Annotated in this window: 15 protein-coding genes; 5 read left to right on the top strand and 10 right to left on the bottom strand. The window is 61.8% G+C overall.

Annotated elements, in window-relative coordinates; all coding sequences use genetic code 11:
• Positions 1 to 171 precede the first annotated feature (171 nt).
• The 3 genes from ACFQI8_RS17490 to ACFQI8_RS17480 form a co-directional block, all read right to left on the bottom strand.
• On the bottom strand, positions 172 to 609 hold the full coding sequence (locus ACFQI8_RS17490; RefSeq protein ID WP_390247069.1) for a type IV pilin domain-containing protein: 438 nt from the start codon (positions 607 to 609) through the stop codon (positions 172 to 174).
• A gap of 772 nt (positions 610 to 1,381) precedes the next feature.
• Positions 1,382 to 1,543 (bottom strand): hypothetical protein, encoded by a 162-nt coding sequence (locus ACFQI8_RS17485; RefSeq protein ID WP_390247067.1) that lies wholly within the window; start codon positions 1,541 to 1,543, stop codon positions 1,382 to 1,384.
• Positions 1,544 to 1,832: 289 nt separating this feature from the next.
• On the bottom strand, positions 1,833 to 2,330 hold the full coding sequence (locus ACFQI8_RS17480; RefSeq protein WP_390247065.1) for a hypothetical protein: 498 nt from the start codon (positions 2,328 to 2,330) through the stop codon (positions 1,833 to 1,835).
• A 126-nt stretch (positions 2,331 to 2,456) separates the two neighbouring features.
• Here ACFQI8_RS17480 and ACFQI8_RS17475 point away from each other — a divergent pair, with 126 nt between their 5' ends.
• The gene (locus ACFQI8_RS17475) at positions 2,457 to 2,741 is read left to right on the top strand and encodes a hypothetical protein (RefSeq protein WP_390247063.1); all 285 of its coding nucleotides are present in this window, start codon (positions 2,457 to 2,459) and stop codon (positions 2,739 to 2,741) included.
• Positions 2,742 to 3,134: 393 nt separating this feature from the next.
• A complete protein-coding gene (locus tag ACFQI8_RS17470) occupies positions 3,135 to 4,109 on the top strand; it encodes a COG1361 family protein (protein ID WP_390247061.1) in 975 nt (324 codons plus the stop codon).
• A gap of 88 nt (positions 4,110 to 4,197) precedes the next feature.
• Here ACFQI8_RS17470 and ACFQI8_RS17465 read toward each other — a convergent pair whose 3' ends face one another.
• The 4 genes from ACFQI8_RS17465 to ACFQI8_RS17450 all read right to left on the bottom strand — a co-directional run bounded on the left by ACFQI8_RS17465 (position 4,198) and on the right by ACFQI8_RS17450 (position 10,415).
• The gene (locus tag ACFQI8_RS17465; RefSeq protein WP_390247059.1) at positions 4,198 to 4,821 is read right to left on the bottom strand and encodes a TetR/AcrR family transcriptional regulator; all 624 of its coding nucleotides are present in this window, start codon (positions 4,819 to 4,821) and stop codon (positions 4,198 to 4,200) included.
• A gap of 202 nt (positions 4,822 to 5,023) precedes the next feature.
• Positions 5,024 to 6,136: a tubulin/FtsZ family protein gene (locus ACFQI8_RS17460; protein WP_390247057.1), complete on the bottom strand. Its 1,113-nt coding sequence runs from the start codon at positions 6,134 to 6,136 to the stop codon at positions 5,024 to 5,026.
• Between the two features lie 187 nt (positions 6,137 to 6,323).
• Positions 6,324 to 8,843, bottom strand: a complete 2,520-nt coding sequence (locus ACFQI8_RS17455) for an efflux RND transporter permease subunit (RefSeq protein ID WP_390247055.1) — start codon at positions 8,841 to 8,843, stop codon at positions 6,324 to 6,326.
• Positions 8,844 to 8,846: 3 nt separating this feature from the next.
• Positions 8,847 to 10,415: a COG1361 S-layer family protein gene (locus ACFQI8_RS17450; protein ID WP_390247053.1), complete on the bottom strand. Its 1,569-nt coding sequence runs from the start codon at positions 10,413 to 10,415 to the stop codon at positions 8,847 to 8,849.
• Positions 10,416 to 10,841: 426 nt separating this feature from the next.
• Here ACFQI8_RS17450 and ACFQI8_RS17445 point away from each other — a divergent pair, with 426 nt between their 5' ends.
• Both ACFQI8_RS17445 and csg read left to right on the top strand, forming a co-directional pair.
• Entirely contained in the window at positions 10,842 to 12,374 is a 1,533-nt protein-coding gene (locus ACFQI8_RS17445; RefSeq protein ID WP_390247051.1) for a DUF7827 domain-containing protein, read from the top strand.
• 444 nt (positions 12,375 to 12,818) lie between these two features.
• On the top strand, positions 12,819 to 15,275 hold the full coding sequence (gene csg, locus ACFQI8_RS17440) for an HVO_2072 family ArtA-dependent S-layer glycoprotein (RefSeq protein WP_390247049.1): 2,457 nt from the start codon (positions 12,819 to 12,821) through the stop codon (positions 15,273 to 15,275).
• 351 nt (positions 15,276 to 15,626) lie between these two features.
• Here the strand turns inward: csg and ACFQI8_RS17435 are convergent, their stop codons facing one another.
• Positions 15,627 to 16,382 (bottom strand): TrmB family transcriptional regulator, encoded by a 756-nt coding sequence (locus tag ACFQI8_RS17435; protein WP_390247047.1) that lies wholly within the window; start codon positions 16,380 to 16,382, stop codon positions 15,627 to 15,629.
• 510 nt (positions 16,383 to 16,892) lie between these two features.
• On the opposite strand from ACFQI8_RS17435, the gene ACFQI8_RS17430 reads away from it, so the two are divergent.
• Positions 16,893 to 18,470, top strand: coding sequence for a hypothetical protein (locus ACFQI8_RS17430; protein ID WP_390247045.1), 1,578 nt, complete (start codon positions 16,893 to 16,895; stop codon positions 18,468 to 18,470).
• A 141-nt stretch (positions 18,471 to 18,611) separates the two neighbouring features.
• On the opposite strand, the gene ACFQI8_RS17425 is transcribed toward ACFQI8_RS17430, so the two are convergent.
• Together ACFQI8_RS17425 and ACFQI8_RS17420 are read right to left on the bottom strand one after the other, a co-directional pair.
• Positions 18,612 to 20,864, bottom strand: a complete 2,253-nt coding sequence (locus ACFQI8_RS17425; RefSeq protein WP_390247044.1) for an efflux RND transporter permease subunit — start codon at positions 20,862 to 20,864, stop codon at positions 18,612 to 18,614.
• A gap of 28 nt (positions 20,865 to 20,892) precedes the next feature.
• A complete protein-coding gene (locus ACFQI8_RS17420; protein ID WP_390247042.1) occupies positions 20,893 to 22,452 on the bottom strand; it encodes a COG1361 S-layer family protein in 1,560 nt (519 codons plus the stop codon).
• Between the last annotated feature and the right edge of the window lie 255 nt (positions 22,453 to 22,707).

Genomic DNA, 22,707 nt, shown 5'->3' with positions numbered 1-22,707 from the left:
GGATGTGCGTTGCGTGCGATACGCCCGCCTGACGGCGGTGGGTCGGGAGTGGTATCCCGAGACGTAACGGTGTGTCTGGGACCACAGCACTAACGAACATATGGCTGTTTTATTTATCTACTGTCACTGGCCGTCGACACGCTCGCAAAAAAGTCGTAAGGAGACGTTCGGTCAGCCGTTGTACGTCCAGCTCTGAAGCGTCGAAGAGCTGGAGCCGGATTCGGACGTCCAGATGACGCGGACGGTTTCACCGGAGGCGAACGAGCTGTCGTTCGCAGTGACTGTAATCGAACTCCCTGCAGAGATTTCAGTTGCCGACCCGTCGATGTCCGCCCAGGTATCTCCGTTGGTACCCACAGGGCCCGAGATCGAGACGCGGTCTGCGTCAATCGAGGTCCCGCTTTCGTGGGTGATCGTGAGATCTCCTGACGTATTGGTGTAGTCGAAACTGAAACTCGCTTGCGGCGACGTTTCGCTGACTTGGTCGCCGAGGCCGAGGACGAACGTGCCGATGACGGCCGCGAGGATGACGGTAATCGCGACCATCAGAATCACGCCGATGACCGGCGAGACGGCGGAGTCGTCGTTGAAGAGGCTTGTGAGTTGCATTGGAATTTCCTGCGCCCGGACAGGTGGGTGGCAATCGATTGGTGAAGACAGTCGAAACGCGGCATCGGGTGCGACGCCTGTCGACTGCATGCGAGCCGCCTGTAGGGCTTACCTGCACGTTTGGCGGGGACGGTATTAAAACCAGATTGAGGGACTGTCACACAGAACGGACGCTCTTTCGGTGGTCTGTGCGGTGCGGGCACGGAGCCACGACCGGTCGTGATTCGCGACCGAACTGTCGAGACAGCCATCCCCGGACGGCACGTTTCGACTCTCGAGTCGCTCGTGACGGCGTCGACTGTCGCGCGGCTTTCCGTGACGCCGGCCGGCCCGCCGGAGGTGGAAGACGGCCTTTCCGAGGGGATACGAGAGCGACCGGCGAACCGGCCGAGGACCACGAGCGAAAGCGCTCGGACGCGCAAATAATCAGATACACACATATTCTATCCAACTAGCAAAATTGAAAGCCGACTGAACGAGCGTCAGCACGAAACCGAACGATATCGAAACCGCATGCGAAAAACTGGAGAAGAACAGCGCCATCTACGTGTTACCATTCTAGAAATACAACTAACTGAGTGAACACACAGGCCTGAATAAACATAACTCATATCGGAAATATGACTATATTCGAAACATACAACATTCAGAGACGATGATTCGAACCGCCGAGACGACTGGTTCCGCAACGCGAGACGAATCACCGGTCGGCTCGGCTCCCCGTCTCTACGTACGACCGCAAGCGTCCGGAACCGAGTCGGCGAGAAGAACGTCAGTCGGCGTCGCTCTGTCCGGGTCGGTCGGACAGGTCGTCACACGCACAGAGCTGAAGCGCGTTCCGGAGATGGAAGTTCTTCTCGTCGGGGTCCTCGGTTTGGAGCGCTTTGTGTAAGTGGACTTTGGTCTGTTCGACGTACGTCGACTGCTCACTCATCGGTTCGGATATAACTCGCGTCAGTCGTTCGCACCGCGGGTACTGTCTGGACACCACGACAGACGGACTCACTCATGCCAGTCATCATGTTCTCTATCTAATCTGATGCTAAAAAGTGTTTCTAGGCGGGCTACCGCCGTGTACTGTCGTCTCGGCGGTTTCGGTTCGGGAGGTGTTGTGTTGTTGGTGACGGCCGTCGCCCACGCCACGGCGAAGCGGCGGGTCTCGGCCGCACGGATGCGTCTCGTCGACAGACGGGGTTCGCGTCTCCGAGCGCCCCGAGCGGGGACTAGTCGCGAGCGAACCCGACTTGGTAGTAGTCGGGCGTTTCGGGGCAGTCTTTCTTCTTCCGCGTCCAGCGATAGGTGCTGTCGGTGTCGATGCTGTTGTCCCGCGTGTAGATTCGAAGCAGTTCCCCTTCGAGCGGGCCGCTCTCGTATTTGAAGTTCCACCACGGGAACGGAAGCGCGCCGCCTTTGCCCGGGGGGAACCGTCCGCCTTGACCCTCACACCGGAACGGAAGCGGGTCGTCGCGACAGGAGCCGTCCGGCGTCTGGTTATCGCAGGATTCGGCTTCGAGGATGACGAACGACTCGTCCGGGTAGTACTCGTCTTCCTTGACGATCGCTTGACCGCCTTTGCCGTTGGCGGCGGCTGTTCCCGAGGCCAGGAGGAGCGCACCCGTTCCGGCGGACGCTTGCAACACCCGTCGGCGTGTGACGCCGCCGCGAGCGTCGGACTGTTTCCGGTCGGCTGTCGATTCGTCCGGCGAATTTGACAGTGGCATCATACTGTCCACTCTGACGACGCTAATCAAGATTCCGTCAGACAACTATTCATTAGTTGTCGTGTCGTCGCCGACGCTACTTTTATAATGATTGTTGATGTAGTATACTGGTGGGGGAACACACAGATGTACAACCGGCCCGGGTCGGCACCCGACGACGACCAACCGATACAGCAAGTGACCCAACCCGCGGAGATCGACCCGACCGAGCGGTTCGTCTGTAGCCTGATCGGTCTCGGTACCGTAGCTGGGGTACTGCTTTTGTTCTATCCGCTCTTGCTCGCGGTTACGCGACCGTTCCAGCAGTTGTCGATTACCGCCCTCGTCTTCGTCCTCGTAACCGTCTGGTTGCTCGTCTGGATGGGGACAGAACTGGTCTGGGAGTGGCGAACCGGCCGACTCTCCCCCTGAGGCTCCTTTCGGACGGAGCCCCGTCGCTGACGCTGAGACCGCGCGGAATGTCAAATAGTCATCACTCTCTAATCCTGCCGCTGACTTCCCTTCCCCCGAGTATTAGGCTAACCTAAAAACCGGTGCATTTTTATTTATTTAGGCGAGCCTAAAGCTTGCATGACATCGAAATTCGGCCCGAAGGACGGTGTAGTAGTTGGATTAGTGACGATTATCTGTTTACTCACAGTTGGAAGCGCCGTGGGGGGTGCGGTGGCGTCGCCCGCGCATACCGCAGTAACCGGGGTGACCGTATCCGACGACGAACCGGAAACCGGCGACCGTATTATACTAACTCCGACAATTAGTCACTCCAGTTCGGGGAGCGGCAGTTTCGAAGTCACGGAGGTGACGGTGGAGGACCAGTCTGGAACGAAACACAGCGAGGCGAACCAACTCGGCGTGCTCGGCGCTGGCGACACCGCCGAAGTGCCGCTGAGCGCGCGCTTTGCCACCGCCGGTGACAAGCGACTGACCGTACACGTGCGCGGTCGCTATTACGACTCCGATGGTGCGACGTCGGACATCGTCCACCTCAAGCATCCGGTGTTCGTCACGGTCTCGGAACCGAGCACGTCGACGACGGTTCCGCCGCGGGTCCACATCGAGACCGATAAAGCGGTCGCCGAGACCGAGACCACCGTCGCCGTCACGGTGTCGAACGGCGACGACGCGGCGCTGACGGACCTGTCGCTCCGACTCGACTCGGTGACCGGCGAGATGCAGAGCCGGACCGCGCTCACGCCGGTCCTCGCCGCGGAGAACTCGACGACCTACGAGTTCACGGTCGAACCGTCGGCGGCGGGCGAGACGGCGCTCGAGGCGACGCTCCGCTACAACGATGGCGAAACCGTCGACGCGTTCGAAACCATGCAGGTCGACTCGCTTCGGGACGACGTGTCGGTGTATGCGACCGCCTTCGAGGAGAACGACTCGGTCGCCGTTCGGTATCGCGTCACCAACCACGGGAACGCACCCATCGACAACGTCGTGATCTCGGGTACGTCGAACCGGTCGGAACTGCCGACGACCTCGCTTCGGTCGGTCGACGCCGCGACCTCGGAGACGGTCGTCGTCGATGTCAACGGCCGGCCGTCGGACACCGCAACGGTCGCCGCGACGTACGACGTCGGCGAGACGACCGGCCGGGCGACGCAGTCGGTCCAGTTCGATTCGTCGACAACCGCCTCGGGCGCGAACGCGCTCACCGTGAACCTCGGTAGTGCGGACCCCTCGAACTCGTCGACGTTCCTGCTCAGCGGCTTCTTCGGTGGGCTCGTGGTGACCGCGCTCCTGTTCACCGGCCGTCGGTGGCTCAGAGACGAGTAAACTACCCCGCTCTATTCTATTCTATTCTATTCTATTCCATTCTCTCGGCGCTCCGCGCCTCGGTCCTTGAGGAAGGGGCCTTAGCGCCTCAATTCAGGTAAATCCGGTCGGCGAGGAGCTCGTGAATCTCGCCGTTCAGCTGTTCACCGTCGACCGAGTCGGTCGTCGCTTGCCGAAACAGCACCCCAGCGACGAACGTGAGGATGTGTTCGCTCGTTCGCTCCGGGTTGACGGGCTTGAACTCGCCCCGTTCGATTCCGTCTTCGATCGTCTCCGTGAGCCGCCGTTTGACCCTGTTTTCCGACTCGGTGAAAACCGAGCGGTAGTCCGGGTTCGAAATCGATTGCGTTCGCAGTTCGACGTACGTCTTCGCGAGCTGTGTCAGCTCGGCCTCTGACTGGCAACTCAGCGACGGCGCGGCGACGAACAGGGTCAGAAACCGTTCGAGCTCTTCGCGCGGTGTCGTGTCCTCCTGTTCGAATATCTTCGTGAGGAACCGTCGATGCACGACGTCTAAGAGTTCCGCCAGTAACGACTCCTTGTTATCGTAGTAATGGTAGATGACCGATTTGCTAATGCCGACTCGGTCGGCGATTCGCGAGATGGAAATCCCGTTGTAGCCGGACTCGAGTAAGATCTGGTGGGTCGCTTCGAGGATGGCCTGTTGTGTCTGATGGCGATCAGCGTCTGCTGAATCCGAGAAGTACGTCATGAATTCTGAAATCGTCAGCGCAGAGGTCCTACCGTAAATAGTGCCGAAGTGTACTTAATGATGTCTTTAACTGGGGTCGACCGCCCGTCTCTCCGTTGGGCCGGGCCGCGAGTCTCGAACGCACGGCGTCGACGACCCGTCTCGTGTCGTCTCGTCGGCGTTCCCAATGTGCCCGCTCGTCGAAGCGACGGGGGTGGTGCGTTCACGCGTCGTTCGGGTCGTCACCGTCCGCGACGGCTTGGAGCGCGGTCAGCCGCTCGGGCGGGGCGACCCCGCCGAGGACGACTAACACGCTGAGGGCGTCCGCGTCCGGCCGCGGGTCGTCGCCGTTGCGAACCTCCAAGCTCCCGGTCTGGTCTTCGAGCCAGCCCTGGTTTTGGCTTATCGCGTCGCGGTTGAGCCACGCCGGCCGCCCAGTAATCACGAGCAACCCTCTCGATGCCGTCCCGATATCGCAGGGGAGCGTCAGCTGTCCGCGGACGGCCTCTCGCGTCTGCGTCGTGATTCGGCTCTGCGAGTCGATCTGGTCGACCGATTCGGCGTCGTCGCCGACGAGGCGCTTGAGACGCCCCACCACGCTCGTGTCGCGCGCCGGGAGTGGGCGTTCGGAATAGCCGAGCGTCGCGAGCCCCCCACCGCGAAGCGTGTTCATAATCTCGGAGGCGTCGACGACGCTCGCGCCGACGTCGTCGGCGGTCGTGACCTCGCCCGCCGCGAAGAGCGTGCCGAGACGGCGTGCGAGTTCCGCGTCGAGCGTGTCGTACGTCTCCTCGGAGACGGGCTCGTCTTCGTCTTTGACCCGCGAGGCGGTGTCGAACCCGAAGACGTGGTCCGTCGCCGACACGAGTTGCCGGAGCGACCGCAGGGTGTTCGAAGCGCACCGCGAGTCCGTCGTCGACGTCGAGAAGCTGGCGACCCCGTAGACCGGCTGGTCGTACAGTTCGGAGAGCCGCTCGGCGATGACCGCGGCAGTTGGGCCGCCGGTCCCGCCGCCGAGACCGGCGCAGACGACGAAGGCGTCGCTCGCCGCAATCGGTGCGCTGTCGGTCGGTTCGAGGAGCTGTCGGTGCTCCCGTTTGGCGGCCTCGGCACCGCGGGCGGCGTCGCCCTCGAAGCCTTTCCCGTTGGTTTCGGCCGTGCCGAACAGCACGCGCGCGTCCTCGGGAATCAGCTCTAAGGCGTCGAGGTCTGCGGCGGTCGTATCACACGCCGCCGCGCCGACGATGAAATCCGTCTTCAGCTGGCGCTCGTACCGGAGGAGTTGCTCGACGACGTTCCCCCCTGCCTTCCCCGTTCCGAAGCAGAACACGTTCATTGATAGTCTGGTCTGCTACGCACCGGGCGAAAAAAATCCCGGTCTGCCTCGGCTGAGCGCGCGGGCGTTGTTGGGGGAGCGTCGAGACGTTCCGGCCAGACGTTCCGGCCGTCGGTCGGCTACCGGACCGCCGAATACCGAACGGCTGAGGCGACTCCCCGCCGTTCACAGGGGGCGGCCGACAGACTCAGGCCGCACCGCCCGCGCCGTCCGGGCCACTCGCCGTCCCGGCAGTCTCTGCGTTCTCGCCGTGGACGAAGCGCGCCCAGATGACGAGCGCCGGCGGTAAGACGACGAGCGAGGCCACGTACGAGTACAGAATCGAGAGCCCGGTCAGGAGCCCGAACTGGCCGAGAATCGGCGTAATCGCGATGACGAGCACGCCGATTCCGGTCACCGTCGTCAGCATACTACCGGTGAGCGCACCACCGGTCCCGCGCACCGACTCGGTCAGCGCGACGAAGACGTCCGTGTCCTCGTCGTACTCCTCGGCGAACCGGTGGACGAGGTGCGCCGAGTAGTCGATTCCGAGACCGATACCTATCGACAGAATCGTCCCGGTCATCACGTTGAACGGGATGTCGAGATACCGCATCGTCGCGGCGATGGCGGCGACGGTCACGATAATCGGGACCAGATTCACCACACCGAGCGAGGGCCGGCCTTCGAGCAGGGTATAGATGATGATGAGGAAGACCGCGGAGCCGCCGAGCGCGAGCACGAGGCTGATGAACGCCGACTGCGCGATGACGTCCGAGACGGCCTTCAGTATCACGACGTTGCCGGTGGCCGTCGCTTCCACGCGGTACCGGCCCGCGACCGCGCGCGTGTCTTCGGTCACGTCGGCCTGACTGGCGTCGGATTCGACCGCGTACTCGACGCGCGCGGAGGTGTAATCGTCAGTGATGTAGTTGAGCGCCTGACCGCGCGCAGGCGAGTCGAGGAGCTCGTCGTAGATCTGCTTGAGGTTGTCGTCGGGGATGCCGTTCGCGTCGCGGTCGTTCCGAGCGACGAGCGCCGCGAATTCGGGGTCCCGCTCCGCGTAGCTCTGGATGACGGTGATGATACTCGTCTCCCGCGCGTGGCCGTCGTCGACGACGAAGCTGTCAGGGGGGTTGTTCCCGGCCCGCCAGATGGACTCTAAGGTACCACCGTCCGTGAGCGAGCCCTTGACGTACACCGTTGTGACGTCTTCCTCACCGGTCTGGAAGTTGTCTTCGAGGAAGTTCGTGGTCTCTGTCACCGTGTAGTCACGCGGTTGCAGTTGTTGGGGGAACAGTTCGAGATACTCGGGGTTGTCCTCCGGCGGGAGGAACGAGTCCTGCGTGAAGCGACTCTCGACGCCCGACCCGTAGTACCCCATCCACGCGGTACTCACGACAAGCAGGACGAGAAACGCCTTCGGGGCGATACGAGCGATGTGAATCCCAACGGGGAGGACCTTTCCGAGGACCGTATCTTCTGCACCGAGTGGCTCGGACCCGAACTCGGGGAAGCCGACCTGCTCTCGGAGGCTGTCCAGATACACCTTCGCCGCCGGCAGGAAGATGCCGAAGATGAAGAAGGTGAACACGATTCCGACGGCCGCGACGATACCGAAGTCCCGAATCGGCCCGAGGTCGCTCGATGCGTTGGCCGCGAAGCCGATTACGGTCGTCCCCGTGACGATAGTGAACGCGACGAGAAGCTGGTCAGTCGCCGTCCGCATCGAGTCGTGGATGCCGAAGCCCTGGGTCCGCTCTTCGCGATACCGATTGATCGCGTGGATTCCGAAGTCGATACCGACCGCGAGGAGGAGCGGCGGCACCGCAATCAGCATCTGCGAGAACGCGATTCCCGCGAGGCCCATAAACCCGAACGTCCAGAGGACGGCCATCGCGAGGGAGACGACCCCGATCAGGAGGTCGATTGGGTCGCGGTAGGCGAACACCAAGAAGAACAGGATCAGAACGACCGCCGCGGGCACGACGAGCGCGAGTGAGTCGCCGATGACCGAGGCGAACTCCTCGGAGAGGATGCCACTGCCGAAGACGCGAATATCCCCGCCGACGGAGCCGACGATGAACTGGGCGTGTTGCTGGATGTCCGTAAGCGGGCTCTCTCCGCCCGTCCCCGCCGAGTCGGACACCTCCGCGGTGAGCGAGTGGGTGACGATGCCGATTGTCGCGGACGCCGACGCGGAACGCGCGTTGAAGTCCTCGCTGAGACTCGACCGAATCGCGGGGTTCTGTTCGACGGCGACTTGGACTGCGCGGTCGATTTCCGTCGGCGTCGCCTGTTCGACGGCGTCGATCTCTTCGGTGAGCGTCGTGGCCGATGGGTCTATGGCTCTGGCCACGGCGCGGGCGACGCTCGTCGTCTGTACGACCGATAGCTCGGGATTGGCTTGCAACCGCTGTTGCGCCTTGAGCATCCGGAGTAGCTCGGGCTTCGACAGGACGTTCGTCCCGGATTGGATGAGCTGTGTCGTACCGGTGTCTTCTTCGAACGCCACCCGCTCGAAGTTGTCGTTGACCTCCTCGAACGCCTGATACGCGGCGACGTCTTCAGTAAACTGACTGGTTCCAGACGAGGTTCCAGACTGTCCGAGCCCGACGGAGAACCCCGCCGAAAGCAGTAAGAACGCGAGGAGCACTGTCTTCGGCTGGTCGACTATCCAACCGTCGACAACGTCGATGTAGTGCTGGTAATCGATCTGGAAGTCCATTAGTTACTGATCCGTGTTGAAGCGCCGCCAGCCGAACACGCCGAGCACGCCGATAACGACGACCGCACCGACGATCAGCCCAATCGGGAGGCCGCCGCCCTCCGACTCGATCACCTCGATCGGCACGGTGTACGTTTGCGACACTTCGGTGTCTCCGTCCGGCATCTCGTACTGGAAGTCGAAGGAGACCGGATAGCGCTTCGGCAACGCGCCGGCACCGGCGCTCAGCGCGATGGTGAACTCATCGGATTCGCCCGGCTGGAGTTCGCTGATGATTCCCTCGTCGTTGTCGCTACTGAGCGGGTCTCGGACGAACGCCTGCGCTTCGATGTTCCTGAGCGGCTCGTCACCGTTGTTGGTGACCCGGACACGGAGTGCGGTCCCGCTTCCGGCTTCAATCGTGTCGTTGACCACCTCGACGATAAAGCGGTCCCGATGCGGCGCGATCTCGGCGTTGGTCGTGAGTCCATCGCTGACGCGAATGTTCCCACGGCTGTTGCGGTACTCCACAGTGAGGTTGAGCTGTTGGACGTTCGCGCTCGCGGCGTCGCTAACGCCGACATCGTACTCGAACGTGGTACTGTCGCCCGGTTCGAGGTCCGGGAGCGCGTACTCGGAGGTCTCGACGTTGATGTTCGGGTTGTTCGAACCGAACCGGAGCACCGGATCGTTGACGCGTTTCGGCCCGTTGTTGACGACCGTTCCCGAGACCGTTCCGTCAGCGCCGACGCGAAGGTTCGTCGAGACGTTTTCGAGGGCGAAGCTCTGTTCTTCAACGGGGGTGACGCCGATGTTCAGCGTTCGCGACGTTCGAGCGATGCCGTCCGTATCGGTGTAGTCGACGTCGAGATTAACCGTGTAGCCGCGCACCGTTGCGTCTTCCGCGAGCGAGACCGTGTAATTGACCGTCCGACGCTCGCCGACGGCCCAGCGGCCGACTTGGGCGGTCGAACTCTCCGAACCCGTCCCGAACACGAACTCGTCGCTCCGCGAGGTCGCCGTGACGCTCGCTTCGGTCGCCGCGCGGGTGCCGGTGTTTTCGATCGTCACGGAGAGGTCGCCAGTGTTCCCGACCTGTGCAGTCGCTGATGTCTCGACGACTTCGAACCGCGGCTGATCACGGACGCGAACCGTTACGTACTGGGTCCTCGTTCGCGTGTTATCCGTGTACTCGGCGCCGGACGGGTCGTAATCGACGAGTCGCGTGTACGTGTACGACACCTCGATCGGAATCCGATACGTTCCGGGGGTCGCATTCTCGGAGACCGTGATATCGATCGGGGAAAGGTCGACAGTGCCCGTCGCGACGTTTCCGGCCCCGATAGTGCCGGTGTTAATCTCGATGGGCGCGCTTCCCGACATCGCTTCGACCGTGACGCCGCGGGCGGTCGTCACCCGACTCTCGTAGCGTTCCGGACCCGACTGGTCGATCTGGCCGTTGTTTCGGAGTGTGAGCCTGAGTTCCGACTGCGTTCCGGGTTCGAACTCGCTTGTCGATGTGAACACGTCGATATCGGGTGACCCGTACACCTGCCCCGAACTCGCGGTCTGGGCGACGACTGGGGCGACCATCGAGGTAGTCAACAGGGAGACGAGACAGAGAGTCAGTAGCGTAGAACGAAGTGTGTCCCTGTACATCAGTGCGTTTCAGACGTGTGAAGGAGGGCAGTGATTTGACAAGACGCTCGGTGCAAAACCTGTGTATACATCTCTACTAACAGTAGCGACACACAACTAATATCTTTTGTGGAAACCGGTCGGTGAATCAACAAGAGATCTCACGTTAGACAGGGCCAATCACGTCAAACGGGCGGCTATCGGGGACCCGTCCTGACCGATGACGGAGCCCAAACGAAAAATTGGACTCTCAACTGACCTGTGGGCCGCCTGCAGGCGTTTGAGGGTGGTGACTGTGACAGAAAGTACTTACTGCCGGACCAGATAGTCTGGGGTATGAGTCCACGGACCCGCTCGATACGAACATTCTCTGTTATTTTCTTGTTGATTCTCGTTCTGACGGCGATTCCTGGCGGCGCAATCGCGGTGTCTGGGTCGGAATCGACAGACGAATCGGTGCGGTTCGCGGACGCCCAACGAATCGAACAGCAAGGCGATTTCGTAAAGCGCACGCTCGTCCTCAACAACACCGACGAGGCCAGCCTCCAGATCGCATCTGCCGAGGGCGACTTCTCGGCGACCGTCTCAGCGACCGACGGCTCCGGCGACGGCGCTGTCACCGTGGTGTTCGACACGCGAAACGCGAATGACCCCGACGCCGCCTTCCGCGCGGCGGACGCAAACGACACTGTTTCGGTCCTCACGCGGCCGAGCGCGACCGCCCCAGCGACGCTCCCGACCGGGCGGTACAACGTCATCGCGTCCGCCGGCCAGACCCGGATTGCGGACCGTCTCTGGATTGAGCCCCCATCGGTTCGGGGGAGCGCGGCGTGTTCGGTGCCGGCCACTCAGCAACCCACGAACATCGACTGTGCCGATAGATCACGCGAGGGTGGGTCCGCCCCCGTTGTCGCAGTCGGCGACGACGCGGTCGTGCAGTACCGTGTGAGCGGGCTCGAAAGCTCCCTTCAACGGCCTGCTCCCGGCACGCAGTCGGTGTTCGCGCGCAACGCGTCCACGGGCGCGCACACGACACACGTTGTACAGTGGTCGCCGCAGACGGACGTTCGGACGAGTCAAACGCTCCAAGTCAACTACCGCGGGGGGACGTCGCCGTCCCTGCACAGCTCGCGGCTGATCGACCACATCGGGATTGATACGGATGCCGACGGCGAGATCGACCGGTCGCTCAGGACCGCCGTCAATCGGTATCAGGTCACGTCCAGCGGCGGGCTGACAGTCGCGTTCGACGAGCCAGTCTCGGTAGCGGATAACGAGACGTTGCTGTTCGAATACCACGTTGTCAACCCCCGTACGGAGGGGACGAGCGAGGTCTCGGTGACGTTCGGAGGGGAGACCGCACGCAGTAGTATCGAATACGCACCGAACGCGCTCGGTAACGTGGGCCCCGGCGTCGATCTCCGAGTCGAGAGCTCCGAGATGAATCTCATCTCCCCACAGGCGGTGTTCGACGTCGTATACGACGCGGAGACCGACACGCTCAACGTCGTCGCCGACTCCACGCGCTTGGAAACCGGGACGTACAACGTGACGGTCGCAATCGACACCGATATCCACGCTGACGGGGAGCGGGTCGTACTGACCGAGGCGTTCACGGTCGCCGAACCGTCGGTGGACGCCCTCTCGGCCACCATGGCCGGCACGAAGCTTAACGTCTCGGCGCAGACCAACCTCGCCCCACAGACTAAGATGGACATCGATCTCACGATGTCACAGGAGGGCACCACGTATTTCTCGCGGTGTCTGACGACGGTCGGCCAAGACGGTATCGTCGCCTGTGACTTCGCACCGCCGAGAACCGGGGCCGCGAACGTCTCGATTAGCTACAACGACACGGTCGTCGCGGGGCCGAAAGAGATCGAGATCGAATCGAACGCGACCAGTCGGGAATAACGCTCCCACCTGGCACTGTCGCCGACTCGCGACTGAAGCCGTGGCCTGTCCGCGGGCTCTCGGTCTGACTCGTCTCGGCGGCCGTGGTCTCCGTTCTTGCGTCTCGTTGACCTGTCGAGGATGCGGTAGCCGTCGTCCTCACGACCGTCTCGTCGTCCGTGTCGGTTGCTCGATAGTTGATTGCGGTCGCTCTCTCGGTCGTCTGACCCCCGAGAGTTGGCTGGAACCGTTGGCCTCCCCACCACACAGTCACGTGCGCGCGGTGGCCGCGCTCGGACGACAAGCGCGAGACGGCAACGGAGACCGGGCCGAACATGCAACAGAAACAGAAAGCATTTACCAAGGCCGCTTATATGGTTCTACCGTACCCCTGCCCATCCCCCGCTAGTAGGGATCCGCGTTATAGCGAAACTGCGCGGAAAATACTGGCGCTACAAGTACACTATGACAACGATCAAAAATCAAACGCGTGCGATACTTCTCGCCGCGCTGATGGTAACCTCCGTCTTTGCGGGAGCCATCGCGTTTACGGGAAGTGCCGCCGCGGAGCGTGGAGATCTCAACGCTGACAACGAAAGGTATAACAAGACAATCGCATCCGGAGACCGCGTCTTCCTCGGTGAAGAAATCGACACCGACGCCGGTCTCGGTGACTCGAACCCGCTTCTGACGGGTGTCTCGGGCAACGCGGAAGGTATCTCCCTTGACCTTACCTCGCCCATCCCGCAGAGCTCGGACGACCAGCCGCTTGGCACGTACTCCGCTGACGGTGAATCCAGCGGTTCGGCCAACGTCACGCTTCTGGCGCCGCGCATCACTGACAGCGAAATCCTGACGGCCTCCGGTGGCGACGTCACCGGCTCCGCCATCAGCTCGGACGACGCTGACGAACTCTACGTCAACGCTGACTACAACTACGAGTCGGCCGAGAAGGTCGAAGTGACCGTCGAAGACCCGAGCGGAACGGACATCACCAACGAGGTCCTGACCAGCTCCAGCGACGTCGTCAACGACAGCACGGTCGACACGCAGAACGGTGCTCAGCTCGACATGTCCGATCAGGACGCCGGCGAGTACACGATCATCCTCGAAGGCGCTGAGGACCTCGACTTCGGTCAGGCCTCCCAGACGCTGAGCCTCACGATCTCGTCGCAGGACGAGGTCGGCATCGAACTCGACAGCGAGTCCGTGACGCAGGGTACTAACGTTCAGTACACCGTCACGAACGGTATCGACGGCAACCAGCACGTTGTTGCCATCGACGCCAACGACCTCCGGAACGACGTCACGACGGCCCAGGCCGAGCGCGTCTTCCGTAACATCGGCGACACCGAAGAAGTCGGCATCGCGAACGAAGATACGTCGGAAGACGCAACGGCTGACAACGCGAGCATCGCGTACGCAGTCGTCGAAATCGACGGCGCGAGCGCCGTTGGTGGCATCGAAACGCAGTACCTCGACGACAGCGACATCGACATTGAAGTGTACGACGTTGGCGTGAACGCGACCGAAGCTGCCAGCGGCGACTTCGATTCGCTGAACGACATCACGCTCACCGTCGAGGAAGGCGGTGCATCCCTTTCGAGCCCGACCGGTCAGTACGTCGTTGGCTCGGAAGTCGACATTAACGGGACGGCTACCAGCTCCGACGACGTCGCGATCTACGTCCGCGACGATGGCGACTGGCAGCTCCTCGAAGTCGGCGGCGACAACACGATTAGCGTCGACTCCGACGACACGTTCGAAGAGGAAGACGTTGCGCTCTCGAACCTCCCCGGCGACGGTAGCAGCATCCTGTCGCTGACGGGTACCTACCGCATCGGTGTCATCGACGCAGAGGACGCTGACGTTGGCGGCGACGGTACCGTCGACGACAGTCTCACGACGTCCGAATTCACGAGCGGTGTGAGCGGCAGTAACTCGCTCCGTGTAACCGATCAGGCCCTCTCGGGTCAGTTCACCACGATCAACGGTCAGGTCGCGCCTGTCGACTCCGGCACGACCGACGTTAACGGTACCGCCACCGGTGCCGAGTCCGTCCTCGTCATCTTCGTCGACGAGCGCGGGAACGTCAACTACCAGTCCGTGAGCGTTGAAAGCGACGGTACCTTCGAAGAGGACGACATCGATGTCGGCCTCACGCAGGGCCAGGTCACCGCCCACATCCTCTCGGTCGGTCGCGACGCCGCCGTCGGTGACGGCTCGCTCCCGACTGGTCCGAACAATGGCGCAACCCTCAACGACCTGCAGGGCTACCTCGACCAGCTCGACGCCAACAACAACAACGGTGAGCAGGTCAACGAGCTCATCGCCTCCGAAACGGTCGACGAGACGGCGAGCGACGACCTGATCGTCACCGAGACGTTCCGTCTGGCCGAGTCCTCGACGTCCATCGACTCGATCTACCCCGAGACCGCCGAAGCGGCTGGCATCAACCCCGTCGCAACCGGTGAAACGATGGTCATCGCTGGCTCGACGAACCTCAAGCCGGACGACAACACCGTCAGCATCGAAGTGACGAGTGAAGACGGCACGTCCGTCGCACTCGAAGACACTGACGAGTGGAACAACGACGGCCAGTGGATGGTCACCGTTGACACCACCGACTTCGAGACGGGTACGTACACCGTGGAAGCCGACGACGGCGACAACACGGACACCGTGAACGTCGAAGTCGTCTCCGAGCGCGAGGACACCACGACGACGTCCTCGGGCGAAACGGACACGACGACGACCACGGCCGAACCCACTGAAACGACGACCGCAGAGCCGACTGAGACCACCACCGAACCGACTGAGGAGACGACCACCACGTCCTCCAACACGCCCGGCTTCGGTATCGCAGTCGCTCTCGTCGCACTCGTCGGCGCGGCACTTCTCGCTCTCCGCCGCGAGAACTAACGCCGCCGTCCCCCCTCGTCACTCCGACGAGGACGTGACGACAGCAGACGAGTAACCAACCGGATTCGTTCCGGTTATTTCATTTTCATCTTTCTCAGCCAGAACCGCGAGACACTTCTGACGAACAAGAGTCGCCGCCGACAGCGCCGAGGTGGAACCGTAGTCTCGAAGCCGGTTCTAAACGGGTAGCTGGTGTGTTCGTCGCACCTGTCTGGAAGGCATGTCGTGGAAACTAGCACGCCCGGTAGTCACGAATTTCTGGGTCGCAGTCAGAACTCGGGGACTGCTAACGACAGCTTCAAACAGCGAACGCCGTCATCCTAAGCGAGTCGGCAGGATAGACGGATTATCTCACTCGGTAACGGGGAGACTGCTCGTGAGGAGCTGTGAGAACGCCTCGGCAAACGTCGTGTTTGCGCTCCAAATCGCGATTTCGGGTGCCGATCGATTGCTACGGACACTCAGTAGGAAACTATCCGAATCGACGAGTAACAAACGAACTGCGTAGTCACCTTTGGACTGTTGCGGTGGAATCGACGCGACGGACACGCACTCGTTCTCTCGCCACTGGTCCGAAATCGCTTGGTCGCTATTCTGAAGCAGGTGTACTGAGACGTCGCGCGAACAGCACGAGCGGACTGTACTCTGTAGTTCGGCATCCGGTTGCGCGAGGTTCTCGGCACCGTAGATCACACGCGTTTCGGCTTCGTCGATGAGCTGACTGGCCCGGCCGATAATCGCCGGTGTGCCCGTAATCGTCCACACGTCTTCACTCTGTTCAGCCACCGGAGCAGTCTGCCGTTCGAGCGTCTTGAGCCGGTCGAACGCCGTGTCACGCTTGGACGCGAATTCGCGACTGAGTTGCGACTCGACCTCGGACAGCGATATCGGCTGGAACACCTGTGGATTCGCCTGTTGGACGCTAATGAACCCCCGTGACTGCAGTTCTTTGGCCGTCGTATACACCTGTGACCGGGGGACGTCCGACGTCTTCGCAACTTCGCGCGCCGTCCCCTCTCCGAGTTCGATAAGCGCAGTAAACACCCGAGCTTCATACGTAGACAGACCGAGCTCGATGAGCGCATCGATCGCTTCGCTGTTGTCCATGAGTAGAGTTCCTCTCGGAGAGAGGTAGCGGTTTGGGTACTTGTCTCCCTTGGTCTCGACCGTTCGCCGGGTGGATGCGCAATGGAGATACGAACGGTGTCGATCCACTGGAACGGCGGGGCTGGGTGGCTCCCACGAGACCGAGCCGTATCGCAACGAAGCGAGGACTGCGTGGGAACCGACTGGGATCGAAATAGATTAGTATCGATAGCTCTGAGAAGAACAAAGGTTGGCGTCGAGCCAGCCTCTGTATGGGCAGTCATCGGATCGATCCAACTGGGCGTGTCATTGGCCGGCTGTTTGACGGCCGTAACGCGGGTATCGTACACCGATTTGCTTACTCGCAACGACAAGCCAGTAACACTCCATCTTGGGTTGGTGGCTCCCGATCTCGGGACCGTATTGGCCCGTATCCTTGGAGCCACCCTGTTGGTCCGCTCCGAATTTCAATGATGATAGCTGGGTCTGTAGATTTATCTTCGAAACGCTCACTGGCTAGTGTATTCGAACATGGACTCCAAGCACGTGGGTTGGGCGGCCGCAGTTCTGCTGATGCTCTCTTTTACTGCAGGGGTAAGCGCCGCGGCGGAGCCATCAACGACACCCGGAGACGCGGCTATCGACGTCCCGGGCACACACCAGCAGGTCGAACGGAACAACTCGACCGACCGCTCAGCGCCGAACCTGACACTGGTACTCGAGAACCGGACTGTTGCCGACGGTGACACGGTTACGACGGGCGACAACCCCGAACTCACGGTTCGAGCGAACGGGTCGGCCGCGATCGAGTTGCTCGTCGTCCGCGTGGATGGAGACAGCAGGCGAATCTACACCCCGAACAGCACCGCGGTTCGGGAAACGGCAGCGCTCGAGATGACCGCTGGTGAACACGCCCTGGAGGTCCTCGTAACGGAAAACGGGAGCACTACGACTCGACGGGTAACGGTAATCGAAGACTCGATTGCCCCGGCGATAGTGTTCACGTCGCCATTCCGGACGGGCAACACCAGTATCTATGACCGTCCCGAGACCAACTATACGATAAATCGGTCTCGAATTAGCCTCGATGGGACGCTCTACGACCACTCGGACGTCGAGCAGGTGTCGATCGAACTGCGCTATCACGGTCAGGGTGTCGATGCACCCTGGGGCTTTCGAAAACACATCGTAATCGACGATCCGAACGGGTCGATTTCCAGACCGCTTCGGCTGGGGCCGTTCGACGAGCGCGTAGGTGCTGGCCAAAACAGTCTCACGGTGTCAGTGCTCGATTCGCGCGGCCACCGCCGCCACTACGACGTCAACCTCTACGTTATGGACGAGACACCGCCGTCGATTGAGATACTCAATCAGAGCCTAATCAAAACGCGCTCCGCAGTTCGGTTGACAATCCGGGTGTCGGACGCGGTTGGCATCCGTTCGATCGGCGTTCGTCGAGGGTCGGCGGACGGCTCGGGGTTGAACTACGAGATTCAGCCGAAGCCAATCGGCTCACGGCCAATCGAACACACGTTCACGAAGACCATACCACTCACGGGGGACAGTCGAAACATAACCATCGTTGCGGACGACGGCACCGAGAACGCGACGACACGCGAACTCGAGGTGAACGTCACACAGCTCGTGCGCCCGGCTATCGAACTCCGACCGGACACGATTCAGGTCAGCGATGACCGCGTCCACGTCGAAGGCCGCGTGTACGATGGCCGCGTTACCAGCGTGTACGCTGAGACGGTCGGACCGGCCGGCAACACCATCGATTTAGCGCAGATTTACGGCGGGGGCGTAACCAGCGACGTTACCATCAACGAAACGCTCCAACTGGACGGGTATCCGGCACGTATCCGGGTCCGCGCAACCGATTCGACCGGGAGAGAGCATATCGAGACGGTTCAGGTCGCACAGCCGAACGCAACGGCCGAGGAACCGGCCGCGTCGACGACGACCCCAGCCGGGTCGGTGCGAACGAACACGCCGTTACCCAGCGTCCCGTCGGAGTCCTCGTCGGACGGACTCATCGGCACGCTCGTCGAGGTTGTCAGAAACCTGATTTCGACGGTTTCGTGGGGCGAGTCCCTCGGCGTGTGACCGAGAGAGCATCGCAGAACCCCGGTGGGTCTGACGCTGTCTCCCCCGTGGGTTGCCTCCGCCTCCGGGAGTCGGTCATCGACTCCGACGGCGGACCCCTCGCGCGTTAGCGCGGGGGGTGTACAGAAAAGCGGGTGGCGGTTACCCTTCGGAGGAGCGGATGGCGGTCACGCGCTCGGCGATCGAGTCCAAGAGGACGAGCGTCGGGGGAAGCGTCGCCAGCGACGCGATGAGCGTCAGGAACACGACGCCGACGGTCAGGAACCCGAACCCACTGAGAATCGGGAACGGCGACAACACCAGCGCCGAAAAGCCGAACACAGTCGTCATTCCCGACACGCTGATTGCCTTCCCGACCCGCGTGGCCGCCGTCTGGACGGCGTCGAGTCGACTGACGCCCGCCTGTTGTTTCTCTTCGTAATACCGGTCCATCACGATGATGGTGTACTCTGCGCCGATCCCGACAGTCATCGCGCCGAGACTCGCGCCGAGCGGAGAGACCGGGATGTTCAGCAGATACATGTAGATGTTCTGCCAGCCGATGACGAACACCATCGGAATGAGCGGGGCGACGGCCTTCACCAGATTGCGATAGTACAGGAGGAGCAGGATAAACACGAACAGGACTCCCAGTCCGGTCGTCACGTTTCGTGAGTTGATCTGCTCCACGATGGAGGGCGTCGAAATCGCGGCGGTGCCCGTGACCTCCGCCGTCACTCCGGGCGGCGGGCTACTGTACGCGATTGACTCCCGCGTGTTCTGCAGGAACGACAGCGCCTGCTGGGTGCTCATGTCCTGTGCGGAGTAGACCGTGATATGTGCGCGTCCGTCGTTGTAATACTGTAGTCTCTGTGTCTCCGGCACGGTTTCGAGCACGCGCTTGACGCCGCCCTCGGTACGCGGGAGTTGCCCCCCGTTGTACTGCTTGACCAGCGTCGCCGGCGAATCGACGCCTTGGACGAGCGGGGTCTGTGTCGCGATGTGCTCGAAGTCGAGCATCCACTGCAACGTCGTCGGGTGTTTGAGGTGCGTGCCGCTCACGAGGACGTCGTAACTCGTGCTTGAGCCGCCTCCGGTCACGGAGCGGAACTGCTGGAGATCGATATACGCCGGGAGGTCCTGCGGGATGAACCCTTCCGTATCCGCGAGCGTGTCGAGCGACCCGCTAGCCTGAAAGCCCACAACAGCGATCAACAGCGCGATGCCGAGGACGAGCGCTGGGTGACTTGCGAGTAGCCGGGCCGAACGGCCGAGCAGTTGTCCAACGAGGCCGACCCGATCTGAGTCGTGTTGGGACTGCGCCGCCGTGTCCGTCGGCGGGGCGTCAGCTTCGTCCGGCGTTTCCTCCGTCGAGTCGCCCCGGCGGCGAACCCAGAGGGTGAGAATCGGGAGGAGGACGACGATCCCCGCGGCGAACGTGAGAAGCACGCCGAAGATCGATGTCTGAGCGAACCAGATGATAGACGGGGACGACGTCGACACCCACGTCGCTCCGAACCCTAAGGCGGCGGCGAGCATGGCGATGAAGACGGGTGGGCCGATTCCGCCCAGCGCTTGCGGAAGTGCCTCCCGCGGCGGATGGCTCTCGAGTTCCTCCTCGTACCGCTCGTGGAACTGGACGGAGTAGTCGATACCCAGTCCGATCAAGATCGGGAAGACCGCGCTGGTCATCGTCGAGTTTGGGACCCCCGCGTACCCAATCGCCCCGAAGGTGTAGATAACGCCGACGAAGACGGCGACGATTGGGAGGAGGCGGAGGCGGACGCCGCGGAACAGGAAGAACAGCGCCACGACCATGAGCCCGATTGCGAGCCCGAGCAACTGCTGTGTGCTCTGCTGAATGAGCGTCGAGAGCTGTGCAGAGAACGCGGCACTGCCAGTAACGGTCACTGTCGTTCCGGCAGGGAACTCAGCCCAGTCAGTCGCCGCTACGGCTTGCGTGTAGATGGGCCGTTCGTCTTGCTGAGAGAGCCCCGTATCGAAGACAATCTGGACGACGGTGTAATCCGGTGACCCGATCACGTCCCGAATCTTCGCCTCCGAGTCGGGGATTCGCCCGTACTCTTGTCGGACCTGATCTGCCGGGCTCGTTACGGTATGGACGTTCGCCTTCGTCGACATCTCCCGGTCGACGCGGTCTATCGCGTGGAGCGTCTGCGGCTCCGTGATATCCCCCCGCACGAGGACGGCGATGCTTCCTCGGTCGAACGACTCCGAAAAGGCGTTGTACGTCGGGTTGTCCGCGACGAACGCGGCGTCGCCAGTAACGCTCGTGATCTGTGCGGCACCGCCGAACGCGGTGAAGATCAGCAGGACTGCGAGGAGGAGCACCGCGACCGGTCGCTGTTGGACCTGCTGGCCGACCGACCTGAATACCTCGCGTAGCTTATCCATGGTTACTCTTTGTTCCGTCCATAATCCGTCATCGGCGGCGGTAGACGACGGCTATCGCTCCGACTCCGAGCAGTGCGAGGACCCCGATGGCCGACATCGGAATCGGGAGGCCACCGCTCGACGGGGACAGGGCGATGCCGACCGGCAGTCCGTCAGTGTATTTCGTGTCGCCGTCGGCCTCGTCGTACCGGACCTCGACCGAGGCGTCGTAGGCTTTGACGATCGCTCCCGAGGCGGCGCTGACGGTGAACGTCGCCGTCTTCGTCTCTCCCGGTTGCATCTCCCCGAGATACGCGCCGTCGTCGGACGTCGAAATCGGGTCGCTCACGAAGAGCTTGGCGTTGGCCGCCGAGACCGGCTCTTCACCGTTGTACTGCACCTCGACGTCCACTGTCTTGGTTGCCCCCGGCGAGACGGTCGTGCTGACGTTCGTGACGGTAAACGGGTCCTTTTCGGCCCCGATCGATATCGACTTGCGAATCGGCGACGGCGTCGTTCTCACGTCGCCGTCTTGGTTCTCGTATTCGACGATGAACGGGAACGTGTTCGTCCCCGGCTCGGCGCTCGCCGGAATCGAGACGGTAAACGAGACCGGTTGGGACTCGCCCGGTTCGAGGTCACCGATTGCGGACTCGCCGTTCGTCGGCGTCACAACGGCTGTGTTGCCGATACGGACGGCGACGTTGCTCACGGACCCACTGCCCGTGTTCACGACCTGCGCGTCGATCTTCGCCTCTCCTTCGTCGACCCTGAAGCGTTTCGTCTCGATGTCTCTGATTTCGAACGTTCGCTCGGGGTTGACCGTGACTCCGGTCGTTAGCGTGTCCGAGGTCTCGCTAACACCGTTTTGGTTCTCGTACGACACGGCGAGGTTGATGGGGTACGACCCGGCTCGGGTTTCCCCCGCCGCACCGACTTGGACAGAGAGGTTCGTCTGTTCACCCGGCTGGAGCGACGGAACGTACAGGCTCGTCGACGACTGCGGGTTCTGCGTCGTTCCGAAGAAGACTGTCGGCGACTGCGTCGTGAGTTGGACCGACGACGACGTGGCGGTTCGCGTCCCCGTGTTTTCGAGCGTGAACGAAAGCTGACCGGTGTCACCGGCGAACACCGCGTTATTGTCGTCGTTCACGACCTCGAACTGCGGACGGTCTTCGACCTCGACCGTCACCGACTTCTCTTTCGTGACCGTCCGCCACACGTATTCCGGGCCATCGACGTCGCCGTACGTGACCATCCGGACGTACTTGTACTGTACTTCGACGGGAATCTCGTAGGTTCCCGGCTCGGCGGCACCAATCTCGACGTTGAAATCGAATCGAGCGGTTCCCGAATCCGGGATTTCGCCCGCCGTCACGGTCCCCGTTTTCACGTCGATCGGCGCGTCGATCTGGTCTTCGAGAACCTCCATCTGGACGCTCTGTGCGGCCTGAACCTCCTGTTCGTACTGCGCTGGCCCTCCCTGTTCGAGCCGTCCGTTGTTACTTGCGACAATCGACAGCGTCGCGGATTCACTTGACCTGTAGGTGTTATCCGACACGCTTAGCGAGAGTTCCGGATTGCCGTACACCGAACTCTCGGCCGACACGGGGACGGCCGCGATTGACGTTACTACTAGTACACAAAGGAGTATCGCTGATTTGTTCCGTACCATCTTGGTAATTTGTGTTAGTTGTCTAACTGCCGACTCGTCGATTGACCGACCGAATCTTCACTGTCTCCGACGTTCGATTTCACACCTGAGATGTGACTCGTTGAGGTGTAAAACTCTATCGAACGGTCGTTCTATAAGATTTATTTTATATCCTGATAGATACCAATCGTCGCGGTAGCGGTATCGGCC

The sequence above is a fragment of the Haloferax chudinovii genome, from assembly GCF_042663345.1.
Classification (GTDB): Archaea; Halobacteriota; Halobacteria; order Halobacteriales; family Haloferacaceae; genus Haloferax; species Haloferax chudinovii.
The sequence above is the reverse complement of the archived record's forward strand: the minus strand, read 5'-3'. Positions and strand labels throughout refer to the sequence as shown.